Raw genomic sequence first — 16,741 nt, forward strand, 5'->3', positions numbered from 1 at the left:
ATATAACCGAGCTTTTAGAGGTCATTATCGTATTTTCAAGCAGCCGCTTTTTGCTCTACGCAAGCCGTTCCTCTCTTTGTAACATTATAAATGCGATAAGAATAAAGAGCTCACACAATAAAATCGATTTCTCCGCATAGTATTTTATGGCAATAAATCCAAATGAAACGCCAATGCCGAAACTTGCAATGATGAGAAAGTATTTAAAGCACGAGTGCAGGTATTTTATATCTTTTGTTGTTCGATACTTTGCAAAATTTATCATGCAGCTTTTTAAGTTGCCGGTAATCATTGTGGTTGCTATCGGATTGCCGTCAACCTTATCGAAGTTGGCAACCTGTAGCGCTGCAATAAAAGAAATAACGGAATTAATAATATCATGTCGGAAGTAAGAACCGATTAATCCGATTGTAGCAATAACCAATAATTCAAATACTAATACCATAACCATCCGTGCATAATTTTTAACATAATGCTTATTTTTAAAAAATTCTGAGATAAATATACCGATCGCAAACGTAACAATGGGTATGATATATTTAAGGGCTTTATGAGGTTCCCAACTAGCAACTGAGATAAATAGTAGCACAACATTACCGGTTTGCGCATTCGCAAATACTTTACCTTTTAATAGATAAGAGTAAGCATCCAAGAAGCCTCCTACCAAAGAGAGGCATACGCCGATTACAATATTGTCATGCAGTTTTTCTTCTTGTATTTGTACCGTATCCACCTGTACATCCGTTAAAAAGTCTTTAAAAGTCAAAATCTTTAAAAATGTATAGGTATGATAGGGCTAAACTTATCACCTGTCAACAGTTGCAGAAACAGATGTCATAGAAACAGAGAACCCCTTCCGTAAGCCTTTTGAAATAGCCTGTCCAGAAGTGTACATCCGTGTACACTTCTGGACGCGAGTTTTTGCGGCGCAAAAACGTCGCTTCTGCGTGGAACCACCGCCCTCCGTGGCGGTTCTGAAATACCATTTGCCGTAAGCCTTTTGAAATAGGCGAGGTATATCCGAGGCGCGAGAAAAAATTAACCGCAGGCGTATCTTTGATACGTTGAGGATTAATTTTTTCGAAGCAACGAAGGAGATACCCGCATATTTCAAAAGGAATTTCCTTTTGTCTTGACCAAGATACGCCGATACTATAAAAGTAAGGTTTTAATAGAAGGAGTAGTGTAATGGCAGCTAAAATAGGCATAAAACTCGCAGATGGAATGTTTCTTCCCATTATGGACGACGATGCATCAGCCTCTGAAACGCTTGAATTAACTACGGTACGCGATAATCAACGGAGTGTACAAATTAATTTGTTCAAAAAAAAGAGGATGATACTTCTGATCCCTTGTATATCGGTTCGCTGATTGTTGAAGATATTCAAGAGAAGACAGCCGGAGAACCAACAATAGAATTAAAATTGGTCCTTGACGAAGATAAAAAATCTTTCTGCTGAGGCTGTCGATAAAGATTCGGGTTCACACCAAGCGTTGCGAGTGTCATTGGAAACATTTGCAGATCAAGCATTCGATGATCTTGATTTTGATTTGAGTTCGGAAACGGCTGATGCTGATATCGACCTTTCCTCTGCCAACATAAACGCTGATGATAATTCTGAAACTCATCCTGAGTTTTCTGCTGCAACTTTTTATACCGATGAAGACGATGAAAAAGAACCGCAGCCGAAACGTGGAATACCGGCTTGGCTTTTAATTCTCCTTATTCTACTCGGTATTGCCGCATTAGTTCTCGGCATTCTATTGTTAACGAAAAAGAATCTTAGCAATGATGACCATCCGATGGCCGTGCAACCTGAGGTGGCTGCAGTTATACCGTCTCAAAAACATCCCATACAAGAACAACCAGCGTCAAATACGGCACCTTCATTACCGGCGGATAAAGCGGTAACCGAACCTCCTGCTCCTCAACCGGCAGGCCCCGTTCCAATAGAGCAGCCGGTGCCGTCGCAGCCTGTTCAGCCGGAACAACCGGTAAAACAAGAACCGCCCGTTCAGCAGACTAAGCCAGCGGTAAAAGAACCGGCTGCGTCCGGATCAGGACAGAAAGCAATCCGTTATAAACTTCGTTGGGGCGATACACTCTGGGATTTATCGGAAACGTATTACCGCAATCCGTGGCTGTATACGAAGATTGCAAAGCATAACAAACTGAAAAATCCTGATTTAATCATTTCGGGAACCTATATTGAAATTCCTCCGCAGTAAGATATTATTTGGCAAGCAAGAGCGTTTTCCGCGCTCTTGCTTGCCTCTTTTTCCGTTCCGGCTTTCCCTCTTTTCTCTATTTCTCTTCATAACTTCCGTTGCAGCCTGTGCAGCCGATAAAGGCGCTGTTCTATTAAAAAACTTAAAAGCAGGAAACTATGACTTTTTTTTAAAGGCGGACAACGCGGCTTACCGCAGCGTCAAAATGATGGGACGCGGCAGCGCCTACTATGTCGGGTTGCACTTGAAACGTGCAGGATATGAACAAGCCGCTCGTTTTTACTTTGACCTTGGAGAAAAGCAATATGAGGCGCCGCTGAACCGACTGTGCCGCGAAGAATTATACGCAACAGGCGCCCCTGCCGACCGCTTACAATCCGTACAAAAACGCTTGCAGGAACTTGCCGGAACGCCTACTGCATTTGGGCAAGAAGATCCGACACAGGCTGAAAAAGAGCGGTTATCGTTATTGAAAATTCGGCTCCTTTTGCAAATGGGCGCTTACGACAACATTACACAAGCGCCGGAAACCTTGTATCTTACCGGCCCGCTGACGGCGGAGCTTGTCGATGCCTTTCCTCACTTCGGTAAAGACCTGCCGCCATTTTTATATAAGCTCGCCGAAGCCCGCATAGCGGTTTTTGAAAAACGCTATACGGGAGCATGGAGTTCCATACAAGAAGCTTTCGGCATAGAGCATACGTTTGCAGGACTCGCCTCCCCTGCACTGCTTTCCGATATCGGTAAGACGGGCGTTTACGGCGCCGAAAACAGCGCCGAGGCGGCTGCTTTTTTTGAAGATTTTGCAGCGCAGGTACGAGTAGCAGTTTCCAACAGACAGCTTTCCGATATCGACGCACACCGTTGTCTCTTCTATACTCTATTCTATGAAGCCCGTTGCCGGGCGAAAATCGGCGGCGCTGCGCAACGTGAACAAGCCGTAAAACTTTTCTTACAGGCAGCAGAACTGGCCGATTCCGCTTCCGACTTTGATTCTTCGATGTGGTACTATCTGGATACCATGCGAATGCTCGGCTTATCCCGTTACCTCAAAGCGCTGGCGGATACGGCAGCCCGCTGGAAAAACCCCGCATGGTACGCCGATTTGGTACAATCGTTACGGGCGCAGCTGACTGCGGCAAAGGACTGGAAAAACTTAGAAACACTCCATACGGTGTTAGCAAAAACAACATTGCCGGAGCAGCGGGCTGCCGTTGCTTACACGCTTGCCTGCGCCGGACAGCTTCCGCCGGACAGAACGGCACGGTTACTGCAAGAAGCCGCCGGTGAATCGCACGATGCGCTGTATTACCGAATTTTAGGAACATACCGGCTCGGCGGCGCTCAGCTGTTGAAAGACAGTTTTAACTTTTACAGTGCAAGCAATGGGCAAACGCAATCCGGCAGACGTACACAATCCCCCGGCACACAAGCGCAAGCCGGTGAATCGCACACTCAGGCCGACGCGGGCAAAGCGCAAACAAACACATTTTCTCCTCAAGAGGCGCGGACGTATATTGACGGCTTGCTTCATTTCGGCTTATACGATATGGTCTATCCCCGCATTGTTGCCGTGTATCCGTCGATTTCCGCTGAAGAAGCACTACAAATCGCCCGCACGTTGGCTAGTGAAGGCCGCTATGCCGATTCGATACGGGTGATCCGCTTCTCGTTAAAAAATCAGGAAGATGCGGCAACAAAGGAGCAGCTTGAGCTGTTGTATCCCCGTCCGTGGGGTGAACTTGTCTCGAAATACGCCGCGGAATATGGGCTGCCGGAATATCTGTTGTATGCGTTAATAAGAAGCGAGAGCTTTTTTCAGCATCAGGTCGTATCAGGGGCAGGCGCTATCGGTCTTACACAGCTGATGCCCGCTACAGCTGCGGATATCGCAAAGAAGTTAAAGGTTGCAGATTACAGCCTTACCGATCCTGAAATAAATATCAGATTCGGTGCCTATTATCTTGCGGAAATGATCCGCCGATCCGATAACCGTATTATGCCTGCCTGCTTTGCGTACAATGCGGGCATCTCGCGCGTGCGCGGATGGCAAAAAAAAGCGCAAGGCCTGCCGGAAGATCTCTTTTTGGAAAGTTTGGAATACGCCGAAACACGGGATTACGGACGAAAACTACTGTCCGCTGCAACGGTATACGGAGTACTCTATTATTCGGAAGAGCCGGAGGATATTGTGCGGCTCTTTTTTAAGGAACTGTTATGACGATTATACAAGCAATTTTTCTCGGCGCCGTCCAAGGCGTTGCCGAATTTCTTCCTATTTCAAGCTCCGGCCATCTCGCCGTAGCCGAGTACTTTTTGGGACATACCGATGTTCCCATCATTTTCGATATTCTGCTGCATATCGCGACCCTCGGCGCAGTTTGTATCGTATTTTACAAACAGATATGGCGGCTTTTAACCGTACTCGGCCGGTTTATTATCAGGAAAAATACGATAGAAGACAGCGCAGACCTTAAACTAATCGGTGCGCTGCTCATTTCTACCGTTGTTACCGGCGTTATCGGTATCGTTCTGAAAGATATTGTGCAGGCAAAAAACATGCTGTTTATCGCAGTTTGTTTTATTATTACCGGTATTGTGCTCTTGCTTTCGGCCAAACTGCAACCGAAAAAAAACGTTGCCGTGCCGTCCGTGCTGCAAGCGGTGATTATCGGAGCAGCGCAGGGTATCGGTGTACTGCCGGGTATTTCACGCTCAGGGTCTACCATCGCAGCGGCGCTTTTAACCGGCGTAAACCGCGAAAAAGCCGGAGAGTATTCGTTTCTTCTATCTATTCCAGCCATCCTCGCCGCGTTTATCTTTGAACTGAAATCAGCCGATACCATAAGCGGTTCAATCGGCATCGCAGCACTGATTGCGGGGATGCTGACCTCTTTTATCGTAGGCTTTTTTTCATTGACCTTTTTACTCAAATTGATAAAAGGGGGAAAGCTCGGCTTATTCACCTACTATCTTATCCCCGCGGGGATTATATTATTCGCTGCAGTCGGCATTTTACATTTATAAAAGGCGTTCACGGGAGGGGAGATAACATTAATGGGAAACCGAGAGAATCGATTTAGAGTTTTAGCGGTCATTTTAAGCGTGCTGTTCTTTTGTGCCGGTATTGTCTTGACGCTTGGCATTTTTTTACCGATTGCCGGATTTACTGCATCGCACTATGCGTTATTTGCGATGGGGCAGCGGGTCTTTTCCGTGTATGGGTTCTCTTCTTTTTTAATTCCTCTCCTTTTTTTGTACGGAGCGGTGTTACTGCTTATCCCCGGCTGGTCGCGCGAATCCAAAGCGGTGTTGCTTGGCGTGCCGTTCTATTTTGTTACCGCGATTATCGGTGAGCGGCTCATCTATGCTTTTGTTCCGTCCGTTTCGATTCCGCTTATCCGACAGTTTGTAACCGTTTCAATACTGATCTGTGCGTTGCTGCTTGTCTGTTTTGAAATTTTTTTAATGCTGACGCTGAGTGAAAAACTATCCGGCCGTCATCCCTCTTTAGGCGGTATCCCGGAGGAAGGTAGTGTCCTGGAAAATAAAGAAACAAGCGGCGGCAATACGGACACGGAGGAAGCGTCAGCTTTACCGGAAGATACAACGACCGAGGCATCATCTCCACAGGCACAGGCACAGACAACGGATACGGATACCGAAACTCCTTCGGAACCGGATGCCGCCACAGAATCGGACGGTATTCTCTGCGAGGCGACCGGAACCGGCATTTCGGACATTACAGATGCACAAAGCGAAATACTGCAGCGTGAGCAGATGCTGCCGATTCAATCGGGAGACAGCGCAGAATCGTCGGCTACAGAGGAAGAACTGCCGTTACTGGAAAGGGTCGATGATGAAGACTTGAGCCCTGAGTTTTCCGAACAAGAAATCGAGGTTAACACGCCTAAACCGGAAAAGGATGACAAAACGATAGTAAGAACCGAAGAGCAACCGCTTCCGCTGTCAACACCGTTATCGGCTGTTATGGATATACAGGAACAAGAGGTTGTCCGTCCGGTATTTGACCCATCCGATCCGAACAACCTGTTTGCAAGTTTGGAGGAAATCACCGCTCCCGTTGAGCGCATTAAACAGACTGATCATTCAGAAGCGCAATCTAATCCCTTGCCGCAGGAAGACGAAGCGTCGCCTACACCACCGGTCGAAAATGCACCGACTATGGCAGATAGCCCCGAAGCTCCTGCTCCAGTAGAAGGAGAAACGCTACCACCAGAGAACGATGCACCGGCTACAGCGGAAGAGGTCGCAGACGCCGTTTCTCAAATAGATATTATTCCGGAAGAAACAATTTCGGAAAATGAAACTATAGCAGATGTCTCTCAAACGGAGAGTGATTTTTCGGATACCGATATAACGGCGGAACCGATATCACAGTCGGATATAACCGTAGCAACGGCTGCCGTACCGGAAGCATCCTCTATGCCGCCGGTTGAGAGCACGCCTGCTTCGACGGATAGTCCTGTCTCCGCAGCCGCTTCGTCGGAAGAAGAAACTGCGACCGCGCCGGAGAACTCTGCAGCCGCTGCCGTTCAAACGGAACCTGAGCTACCGCTCGTGTTTGTAAACGGCGTACCTCTACCGAACGGGCGTTCGGATTTACTCGACACAATGGTTGTCATCGATTCAGCAGAAACGGATATTGGAGCCGAAGCACCGATCGTACCGGATGAAAATATGACCGAAGAGAATATCACCCTTGACGACCTCGATGCACAAAATGAGGATGGCATTGCAAGCAACGAAGCCGAAACAGATGCTGAAAGTGACAAAGCGGAAATCGAAAGCGACACATCGAATACCGATGATGAGTTCTTGGAAACCATCGAACAAACCGTACCGATCATTCCGGCGAAACCGGCACCTCCCCCGCCGCCGCGGAAAAAATATGCCATCCCGTTTGATCTTTTAACGAATTATCCCGACGGCGAATATTGGATTGTTGACGATGCAACAAGGCGAGCAGCGCTGATGCTGAAATCGACCTTTAACGAATTTAAAATCGATGTATCCATCACCGGTATCCGTAAAGGGACTGTCGTAACGATGTTTGAAATGCTGCCTTCGCCGGGTATCAAACTATCAAAGATTACCAATCTACAGGATAATATCGCATTGCGTCTTGCTGCTTCCAGCGTTCGTATTGTCGCACCCATACCGGGTAAACATGCAGTCGGTATCGAAGTCCCCAATAAGAAGCGTTCGATTGTCAGCTTTCGGGAACTGATAGAAACCGATTTGCCGGAAGCCGCTAAGATGGCGATCCCCGTTGCCCTCGGAAAAGATGTAACGGGAAATCCGCAAGTCCTTGACCTTGCACAAACACCGCATCTGCTCATTGCCGGTGCGACCGGTTCGGGAAAATCGGTCTGCGTTAATTCAATCATTTTGTCGATTCTCTATAACCGTCGTCCCGATGAGGTAAAGCTGATTTTGGTCGATCCCAAAATCGTCGAGCTGAAACTCTATAACGATATTGCGCATCTTTTAACCCCCGTTATTACCGAACCGAAGCGGGCGTTCCAAGCGTTGCAATATGCGCTCTGCGAAATGGAGCGGCGCTATGCCTTGCTCGATAATATGGGCGTGCGCGACATAAAGACCTTCAATGCGAAAATCAAATCGGAGCATATTGCAACTGAGACGTTGCCCTATATCGTCATCATCATCGATGAATTTGCAGACCTTATGGCCACATCGGGGAAAGAGCTTGAAGCTACAGTCGCGCGCTTGTGCGCAATGAGCCGCGCAGTCGGTATTCATCTGGTGCTTGCAACACAACGGCCGTCCATCGACGTCATCACCGGTTTGATTAAGGCAAATATTCCGAGCAGAATTGCTTTTATGGTTGCATCAAAAACAGATAGCCGAATCATCTTGGATGAGATGGGTGCGGAAAAACTGCTGGGGAAAGGCGATATGCTGTATGTAAGCGCTGCTCGTCCGTTCCCGACCCGTATACAGGGCGCTTTTGTTTCCGAACAGGAAGTAGAGCGAGTCGTTGCCTGTGTAAAAGAATATTGCGAGCCTGAATATATCGATGAAGAAATCTTTGTCGATGATGATGACGAGCCCTATGATAACGCCGTGTTCTCCGACGATAATGATCCGCTCTACGATCAAGCGTTGGAAATTGTTACCTTTGCAGGCAAAGCGTCCGCTTCTTATGTGCAGCGCAAACTGAAAATCGGGTACAACCGCGCGGCACGTCTTATCGAAGAGATGGAAGCCCGCGGCATCGTTGGCCCTGCAAACGGTTCAAAACCCCGCGAAGTTATCAGACACGTGTAGTTTTTTCTTGCTGGACACCTGTAGGTAAAAGGTCTATACTTTTATGTACATAGGGAGAGATCAATAATGAAAAAACGCTTTTCTATTCGATATAAACTTATTCTCATTTTTGGGTTTCTTATTGTGACGGCTTTAACAATAGAAAGTGTTCTAGCCGTCCACACAGCACGCAAAGCTGTAATAAAAAATATTGAAGCGCATCTGCTGGATAAGGCGCATGATACAGCCGAAATACTGGACGGCAGAATTGAGCAGTGGTTTCAATTGCTTGAAGGTATTGCCCAGATGCCGGCATTACAAAGTACCGAATTATCGTATTTTGAAAAGGCGGTATTGTTAAAAGAACTCGCTGATAAAAATACTTCTTTCCAAATACTCAATATTATCACTCAAAACGGAATCGGTTATTTAGCTAACGGGCGAACAAGTGATATTTCTTCTACCGCTTGGTTTAAAAGTTATCGAGGAAAACCTTTGATGTGCGAGCCTTTTATGTCCCTTATCAGCGGTAAAATGATTATCATTATTGCTGTTCCGATTTATGATGATAATAATCAAGCACATGATATACTTGCAGCAACAATCGACGGATTCGCGATGTATGATGCTGTAAAAGATATCGTTATCGGACAAACCGGTAATTGTTCTATGATAGGAGATACAGGGATAGTCATTGCTGATCAAGATACGGAGTTGATAAAGAATCAGTTTAACCCAATAGAAGAAGCTAAAAAGAATCCGGCTTTTACTTCTCTTGCAGTATTTTTGCAAACAGCGCTTGAAGCAAAGGATTCTACAATCGGGTATTATGAATACGACAAAGTACGGAAAATTGCGGCGTACGCTGTAATGAAAACGACCGGATGGACAGTGCTTGTCAATGCACCGGCAGAGGAGTTTATGGGCACTGTCAACACCTTACGCGGAACTATGGTGATTATGGGGCTTATCATTTTGCTGCTGGCAATCGTTATTGTATATATTATCGCCCGTACAATGGTAAAGCCGGTACAGACGGCTGTTAATGCTTTAAAAAATATTGCACAAGGTGAAGGTGATTTGACAGTACGGCTACCGGTGATCGGCAATGATGAGGTAACCGATTTATCCGAATATTTTAACGAAACAATTACTAAAATCGGCGCTTCAATACAAGCGGTTGGTAGAAACAGCAATGAAATGGAAGAAATAGGAAATGAATTATCTACTAATATGATTGAAACAGCCGGCGCAGTGAATGAAATTAGCGCAAATATAGATGGAGTAAAGCAGCAGGTGCTTACCCAAGCAGCAAGTGTTACCGAAACAGCTGCTACCATCGAAGAGATTGTCCGAACGATAAAGCAGCTGAACACCAGCATCGAAACTCAAACGACAAGTGTTGCACAATCTTCTTCTTCCGTAGAAGAAATGGTCGCAAATATTGCTTCAATCGGGCAAACGCTCGGTAAAACCGACGATGTAATCAGGACACTCACTGCAGCGACCGGCGATGGCAAAGCTACGCTAGTTTCCTCCAATACTGTAACACAAAAGATTGCCGAAGAATCCGGTTCGTTGATGGATGCCTCCAGCGTTATTCAACATATTGCGTCACAGACAAACCTATTGGCTATGAACGCTGCGATAGAAGCTGCGCATGCCGGGGAAGCGGGTAAAGGCTTTGCCGTCGTTGCCGATGAAATCCGTAAACTCGCAGAAGAATCCTCCGCGCAAGGTAAAACTATTACTACAACGTTGAAAACGCTCAGCGGAGAAATTGAAATGCTTGCAACCTCTTCAAAAACGGTAGAAGAAAAATTCAATGTAATTTTTACCTTAGCCGAACAGGTAAAATCGATGAGTGATCGACTTACCGAAGCAATGAGGGAGCAAGAAAACGGCAGCAGAGAGGTACTCACTGCTATTAAGAGCATTAACACGGTAACAATAGAAGTGCAGGCAGGTTCTGAAGAAATGTTGAAAGGCGGAGAGAGTGTCGCGCAGGAAATGCGTAAATTAGATGATCTTACCCGCATTATCACTGACAGTATGAATGAAATGGCGGCTGGCGCAGTACAAATTAACAATGCGGTACAGGAAGTCAATCAGATTACGCAGAAGAATAAACACAGTATCGAAAGCTTGGCTCAAGAAGTGGGAAAATTTAAGGTCAATTAGAGGGGATATCTCTTCTATTTGTACCCAACCAGTATCATGGTTCGAGCACGTTCATTATAGGGTGAGCGGTCAAAGTCGCCGTATATTTCGACTGAGGTAAAACCGGCAGACAGCATAAGCTGCCGTAATTCGGTAGCGGCATAGAGGCGCTGCACAAAGGTATGATCGGCTTTGAGGCCGTCTTTTGAATAGAGCTGCCAATGCGATCGTAGTCCTTCCCATGCCCCTTCTACCATAAAATCGGTGAGCACGGTATAACCGGCCCGCTCAAACCATTCTCCGGCGGTGAAGTCCCGCACGGCAATTTCGCGCCCTAACATTTCGAGGATAAAACAGCCACCTTCTTTTAAGGATTGCGCAATATTGCTGATAATAAGGGCATCTTCTTCAATCGTTTTGCAGTAGCCAAAGCTCGTATACATATTGATCGCAATATCGAAGGCCCCCGGCCGTATAAACTCCCGTAAATCGGCTCGCACCCATTCTATCGTTACGTTCTCCGCCGCTGCCGCCTCTGACGCTGCATCTAAAAATGGTTTAATAAGATCGACACCGGTAACCCGCGCACCGAGAATAGCAAGCTCAACGGCAATGCGACCTAAACCACATCCCGCATCAAAAATTTTTAATTCCTGCGGCTGTCGTCCCGTCCCGGCAAGTTTAAAAATACCTTCGGCAACGGCAGGCGCCTCCTTCCATCGTGAAGTGTCAAACATGATAGGGGCATACTGTACCCAAAAAGATTCATTTTCAAACCAATCGTCCATATTGCGACCTTTCGATTCTCCTTTTTAAACCCCACCCTGCTGTTCGTACTACTGCGGATTGGTATCTGTGCCGTTTTGCAAAATAGTATCTAAACCGGAATTCCGATTAACACTGCCGTCGGCAATAAGTTTTTGTTTTAGTACATTTGCTCGGTGGTTTTCAGAATCGAGTTTCAACGACTGATTCAACAATGCGATTGCTTCCGGCATCCCATTGTGTTCGGCATATATCCGTGCAGCTTCGTAGAGCATCTTACTTTTTACACGGTTATCGGAAAGCAACTCTGCAGCATGGGAAAAATACTTAATTGCCATATCCGGTTCATTGCGTGCATCATAGATATAAGCTTGATCAACCACCGCAGGAATTGTATAGCGGTGTTCGTTTTCCACCTCGGTAAAATTCTTTAGTGCTGCAGTCGAGTATCCCTGCACTGCATGCCGGATACCGTTGTAGAATATATCTTCATCATGGTTGTCTGCTTTGTCGATTCCAAGGCAGGCATTAAAATCGCCCGAAGAAGCAAAGTACCAGCGTGCATACGCCTTTACCAGCGGATTATGGGGATGGGCTTCTAGAATTTTCCACATCTCTCCGTTTCCCTGTGCATAGTTTTTCGGCTGCACATAACGGTATCGAAATTCTTCTAGCTGAAACCGTATATCGTCGCTATCGGCAGCCATGGCTTCCTCAAGCACTTGCTCCGCAGAAAGCGTAAAAGCCGAAGACACAAACAAGCCTTTTTCCATCTGTAATGAGAAAAAATCTTTGCTTTGCAGATATTCGTCTAAGGGATTTTTTTGATCATGCCCCGCATTGATAGCGGACCAAGCGCGGACATACTGTGCCACCGCCGGATAATATCCCGGATTTTGCGAAATACACTCGATCAATATCTCTGCTTTTTCGTCTTGGGTAGGAGCGGTCATCGCTAAGTTATAAAAAACTTCGCTTGAAGAATCCGCATAACGGTCGACATATATGTGCCAAAAACCACGCGCCTGCTCCATATCACCGAGCCCCGCACTTGCATCAGCGGCAAGCAAGAGATGACGGCGGGCATATTCAAAAACCTTAGGATTGTTTTCAGGGAGCCCCGCCATGTCGGCATACGCAAGTGAATAGACTAAATCATCCAGTACCGGTTGGAAATTCCCCATATCATAAGCTAAGCACGACCAAAAATAGGGAGACCGAAGCGCTTCTTCTTTAGCAATTCGGAAACGGAGTGCGGCTGCCTGTGCAATGTCTCCTTGGTGAGCAAGCATTACGGCAGCATTCTCCAAGAAAATATGTTCGCCCGTAAGCCGAAAACTTTCTTGCCAAAAAGAAGCAGGCGTCTGATATGTTTGTTTTTCCTTATCTATATGGATAAGAGCCTCCGCCCCAATACCAACATAAGAGGAGCCACGCAAAGATTCGGCTGCTGCTGCAGCATCTTCTATCCGTCCTTCCTGCATCAATGTATGAGTAAGGGCAGCGTTAAGCATCGGGTCATCAGGATACTTTTTTAGACCGGTCTGAATTGATTGTAGAGCTTGTACAGGATAATGCAACTGTAATTCCCGTTTTGCAATGCTTAAATAGTGAATGGGGATCTGTGCTTTTTTACGCAATGCACGTAAGTTATTCAGGGCTTTTTGAGTATTTCCCTCTTGCATAACACCGTCAATGACATTCAGTTTTTGTTGAAAAAGCTCATTTTTATCTGTTTTTGAACATGCTGCGGCAATAACGCAGAGGAAAAGACTTCCTATAAGAAAGAGATTAGTTTTTGTCCTTTTCATAAGAGCAGTCTAAACACTCTCGTTTAATGCTGTCAAGTACTGCGTTTACAAACTTAAAGGAATCATCGGTGCCATACGTGCGGGCAATAGTAACCGCTTCGTTAATTACGATCCTGGGATCGGTGTCTTGTTGAAAAAGGAGTGAATAAGTACTGAGGCGGAGAATTGCCTTGTCGACCAATTTAAGCCGATTAAAATCCCAGTTTTCCAAGTTCTTGGTGATGAGGGTATCGATTTTATTGATATGCTCAACAGTACCTAAAAAAAGAAGCTGTGAAAATAATAGATCTTCGTCATGCACCTCTTTACTGGTACGTTCCGCCCATGGGAAGCGCAATAAATCATCAGGCGAAAGCGATCCCGCATCCCAAGCAAACAGCGCTTGAAACGCAAGAATCCTTCCGCGTCGTCTCCCGATCGCCATTTTTACCACGAAAGAGCTTTTTCAAGATCGGTGCCGGTTTTAAATATGACGAAATTTTCCGATTTACGGAGCTCATTGGTTACCGAAACCAGCGCGTTGTTAAGTGCTTCATTTTGGCGCTGCATAATCACCATCTTTTTTATATATTCGTAGAGACTGACATTTCCGCCCGGTTCTACTACATCACTTAAACCGAGTATCTTCGCATCTTTTTTCGCTAGGACGACAAAACACTGGTAATTAGCACCTGTTTCCGTTATCGGAGACACATCTCCTACCTTCATGTTAAAGATTTTGAGAAGTTCGTCCATCGGAATACCGAGCTGCTCAGCTGCTAATGAGGTTTTACTGACAAAAATCTCTCCGGCCTGATAACCTGAATTCTTTTCCTGCGATTTTGCCCGAATATCGGCGGTAGCCTTCGAGTTTGCCGTCAGTTTTTTTTGAATATCTTTTATCGTTTTTTCCGCAGTACTTGCTTTGTCGCCTTTCGGGGCTACCACAAGGAAAAGCTGTACTGTGTCAGGCTGCACAAAAGACTGTTTATTCACCTCATAATACGAACGGATTTGATCATCGCTCGGACTTGGAATCGATTGCAGCTCTTTTTGTTTCTTCTGCATCACATATCTTTGCGCAGTCAGTTGGGTTCGTAAAAAGCTCTTAAACTCTGCAAGGGTCATGCCATTTTGTGCTTTCATATATTCATCCAGCGACATATTGGTCTTTTCTTTAATCAGTTTTGCAAAATCTGCTTCGGACACCTGCTGCCCCAATTGATTGGATACGTATTCGGTGAAGTAATTATTTACTTCCGAATCCATGATTTTTATTCCGTCTTTTTCGGCAGCCTGTACGATTAAACGCTCATTGATAAGACCGTCCAGCGTTTGCTGCCGCTCTTCTAAAGTCATCTTCCGTCCGATTTCTTTTTCCAAGGCAGAAACACGAGTTTTTAGCTGACCAAGAGTAATCGGTGTCCTTCCTGTAAGCTTCACTTCTGCAATAGGCTGCAAATTGGTTTGGGCAAAGACGCCGCTTATAGACAAACTTAATACAATAAACAACATGATTACAGTTTTCTTCATCGTATCCTCTTCAAGTTTTGATATTTGTAAACAAATGAACCACCGATAAGTTACTTACCGGTGGTTCACATATCTCATTTTATAAGTACCGCACGGATACGCCTGATACCCGCCGATGACGATTGTTCTTTTTGGATTACGAACTTACCCAATACACCGGTGTGTTCTACGTGTGGGCCACCACATACCTCTTTTGAAAAGTTCCCGATGGAGTACACTTTTACGGTATCTTCGTATTTTTCTCCAAAGAGTGCCATCGCCCCTGCACGCTTTGCTTCTTCGAGCGACATTATTTCCATCGTAACCGGTAAATCTGCTTGGATCTGCTCGTTGACAATACGTTCTACTTCCGCCTTTTCTTCGGCAGTCATCGGCTGCGGATGAGAAAAGTCGAAGCGGAGTCGCTCTGCCGTAATATTAGACCCTTTTTGCGCAACATGATCGCCAAGTACCATCCTGAGCGCTTTATGCAAAAGATGCGTCGCGGTGTGGTACGCGGTGGTCTGCTCGGAGTGATCTGCCAAACCACCTTTAAAAATCTGTTCGCTTCCGGCGCGAGAGAGCGCTTGGTGTTTTTTAAAGGCTTCTTCAAATTCCTCTTTATCAACGGTTAAGCCCGATTCCCGCGCAAGCTCTTCGGTAAGCTCAATAGGGAAGCCGTAGGTATCGTAGAGTTTAAAGGCGAGCCTGCCCGGGATAATCTTTTTAGGATTTTTTAACAGGTTTGGCTTCATTTTTTCGTACTCAGTCTCGCCTTTTTTGAGGGTCTCGAGGAAGCGTTTTTCTTCGGCTTCAAGCTCGGCGGTGATGGTTGCTTCTTTCTCTTTTAATTCGGGATACGCGCCCTTGTATTGTTCGATGACAACCTTTGCCGGAATTGCGAGGAAAGTTCCCTCGATACCAAGCTTCCTGCCATGGCGGACAGCTCGTCTGATAATACGGCGAAGTACGTACCCTGCACCGACATTGGATGGCACCACAGTTTTCGGATCTCCCAAGATAACGGTAGCCGCCCGGATGTGGTCACAGATAATACGGACGGATACATCTTTTTCAGCATCGCTGCCGTATTGGTAGCCGGTAATCTTTTCAATTGCGGCAATCAGCGGGGTAAAAATCTCGGTTTCGTACACGGATTTCTTGCCTTGCAGCATTGCAACGGTACGTTCAATTCCCATACCGGTATCGACACAGTGCCGCTCCAACGTGTGATAGGAACCGTCTTGCTCTTTGCGGTACTGCATAAAGACATCGTTCCATATTTCAACGTACTTACCGCAGCTGCAACCCGGGCGACATTCGGCGCCGCACGCAGGCTTTTCCGTGTCGATGAACATTTCCGTGTCGGGATGCGGTGCGTTTCACCAGTTATCCTCGCGGGGTAAAAAGTGAATCCGTTCTTTCGGGATACCGTGTTTTTCCCAAATCTCCGCCGATTCGGTGTCGCGTGGCACTTTATCATCGCCTGCAAAAACGGTTACGGAAAGGAGATCAACCGGAATGTTAAGATATTGTGGGCTTGTCAAAAATTCAAAGCTGAATCCAATAGCTTCTTTTTTAAAGTAATCGCCAAGCGACCAGTTTCCCAGCATTTCAAAAAAGGTGAGGTGAGAAGCATCCCCTACCGCATCGATGTCGCCGGTGCGGATACACTTTTGATAGTCCGTTAAACGTGTCCCCGCAGGATGCGGTTCACCCATCAGATAGGGAACAAGCGGGTGCATACCTGCGGTGGTAAATAGTACGGTAGGATCGTTTTCGGGGATAACCGACTTACCGGAAATTTCCGTATGGCCTTTACTTTTAAAAAAATGCGATATACTTGGAACGGAGTTCGTCTGCTGTAATGTGTTTATTCATATCTTACCATAGTAAGAAAAGCTATTAAGCCTGTCAACTGTACTTTTGAAAATAGGTGGCACATCTGCGTTGTCGCTTAACAAAAAACAGTCCTCGACGTACAACAAGTA

General features: G+C 46.1%; 10 protein-coding genes and 2 pseudogenes. 6 read left to right on the forward strand and 6 right to left on the reverse strand.

Annotated elements, in window-relative coordinates:
• Positions 1 to 55: 55 nt before the first annotated feature.
• The gene (locus GWP43_RS12455) at positions 56 to 733 is read right to left on the reverse strand and encodes a YoaK family protein (RefSeq protein WP_230977715.1); all 678 of its coding nucleotides are present in this window, start codon (positions 731 to 733) and stop codon (positions 56 to 58) included.
• A gap of 455 nt (positions 734 to 1,188) precedes the next feature.
• Between GWP43_RS12455 and GWP43_RS15080 the strand changes: the two genes are divergently transcribed.
• From GWP43_RS15080 to GWP43_RS12480, 6 genes and pseudogenes are all read left to right on the forward strand, one after another.
• The gene (locus GWP43_RS15080) at positions 1,189 to 1,371 is read left to right on the forward strand and encodes a hypothetical protein (RefSeq protein ID WP_230977716.1); all 183 of its coding nucleotides are present in this window, start codon (positions 1,189 to 1,191) and stop codon (positions 1,369 to 1,371) included.
• Positions 1,372 to 2,070: 699 nt separating this feature from the next.
• Positions 2,071 to 2,229 (forward strand): annotated as a pseudogene (locus tag GWP43_RS15655) (LysM peptidoglycan-binding domain-containing protein); the annotation flags it as partial.
• Positions 2,210 to 4,450 carry a flagellar assembly lytic transglycosylase gene (locus tag GWP43_RS12465; protein ID WP_162664417.1) on the forward strand — a complete coding sequence of 747 codons (2,241 nt, stop codon included), beginning with the start codon at positions 2,210 to 2,212 and terminating at the stop codon, positions 4,448 to 4,450. The pseudogene GWP43_RS15655 and the gene GWP43_RS12465, both read left to right, overlap by 20 nt.
• Complete coding sequence (locus tag GWP43_RS12470) at positions 4,447 to 5,256, forward strand: undecaprenyl-diphosphate phosphatase (RefSeq protein ID WP_162664418.1); 810 nt, start codon at positions 4,447 to 4,449, stop codon at positions 5,254 to 5,256. Before GWP43_RS12465 ends, GWP43_RS12470 begins: the two co-directional genes overlap by 4 nt.
• A 30-nt stretch (positions 5,257 to 5,286) precedes the next feature.
• Positions 5,287 to 8,544: a DNA translocase FtsK gene (locus tag GWP43_RS12475; RefSeq protein ID WP_162664419.1), complete on the forward strand. Its 3,258-nt coding sequence runs from the start codon at positions 5,287 to 5,289 to the stop codon at positions 8,542 to 8,544.
• A gap of 66 nt (positions 8,545 to 8,610) precedes the next feature.
• Complete coding sequence (locus GWP43_RS12480; RefSeq protein ID WP_162664420.1) at positions 8,611 to 10,704, forward strand: methyl-accepting chemotaxis protein; 2,094 nt, start codon at positions 8,611 to 8,613, stop codon at positions 10,702 to 10,704.
• Between the two features lie 14 nt (positions 10,705 to 10,718).
• On the opposite strand, the gene GWP43_RS12485 is transcribed toward GWP43_RS12480, so the two are convergent.
• The 5 genes and pseudogenes from GWP43_RS12485 to GWP43_RS12505 form a co-directional block, all read right to left on the reverse strand.
• Complete coding sequence (locus GWP43_RS12485) at positions 10,719 to 11,471, reverse strand: class I SAM-dependent methyltransferase (protein WP_162664421.1); 753 nt, start codon at positions 11,469 to 11,471, stop codon at positions 10,719 to 10,721.
• 48 nt (positions 11,472 to 11,519) lie between these two features.
• Positions 11,520 to 13,259 (reverse strand): tetratricopeptide repeat protein, encoded by a 1,740-nt coding sequence (locus GWP43_RS12490; RefSeq protein WP_162664422.1) that lies wholly within the window; start codon positions 13,257 to 13,259, stop codon positions 11,520 to 11,522.
• On the reverse strand, positions 13,240 to 13,683 hold the full coding sequence (gene nusB / locus GWP43_RS12495; protein WP_162664423.1) for a transcription antitermination factor NusB: 444 nt from the start codon (positions 13,681 to 13,683) through the stop codon (positions 13,240 to 13,242). Before nusB ends, GWP43_RS12490 begins: the two co-directional genes overlap by 20 nt.
• Positions 13,684 to 13,685: 2 nt before the next feature.
• Positions 13,686 to 14,771, reverse strand: coding sequence for an MOSP complex formation periplasmic protein, TDE1658 family (locus GWP43_RS12500; RefSeq protein ID WP_162664424.1), 1,086 nt, complete (start codon positions 14,769 to 14,771; stop codon positions 13,686 to 13,688).
• Between the two features lie 74 nt (positions 14,772 to 14,845).
• Positions 14,846 to 16,631, reverse strand: a pseudogene (locus GWP43_RS12505) (alanine--tRNA ligase).
• Positions 16,632 to 16,741 lie beyond the last annotated feature (110 nt).

It is taken from the genome of Treponema vincentii (assembly GCF_010365865.1).
GTDB lineage: Bacteria > Spirochaetota > Spirochaetia > Treponematales > Treponemataceae > Treponema.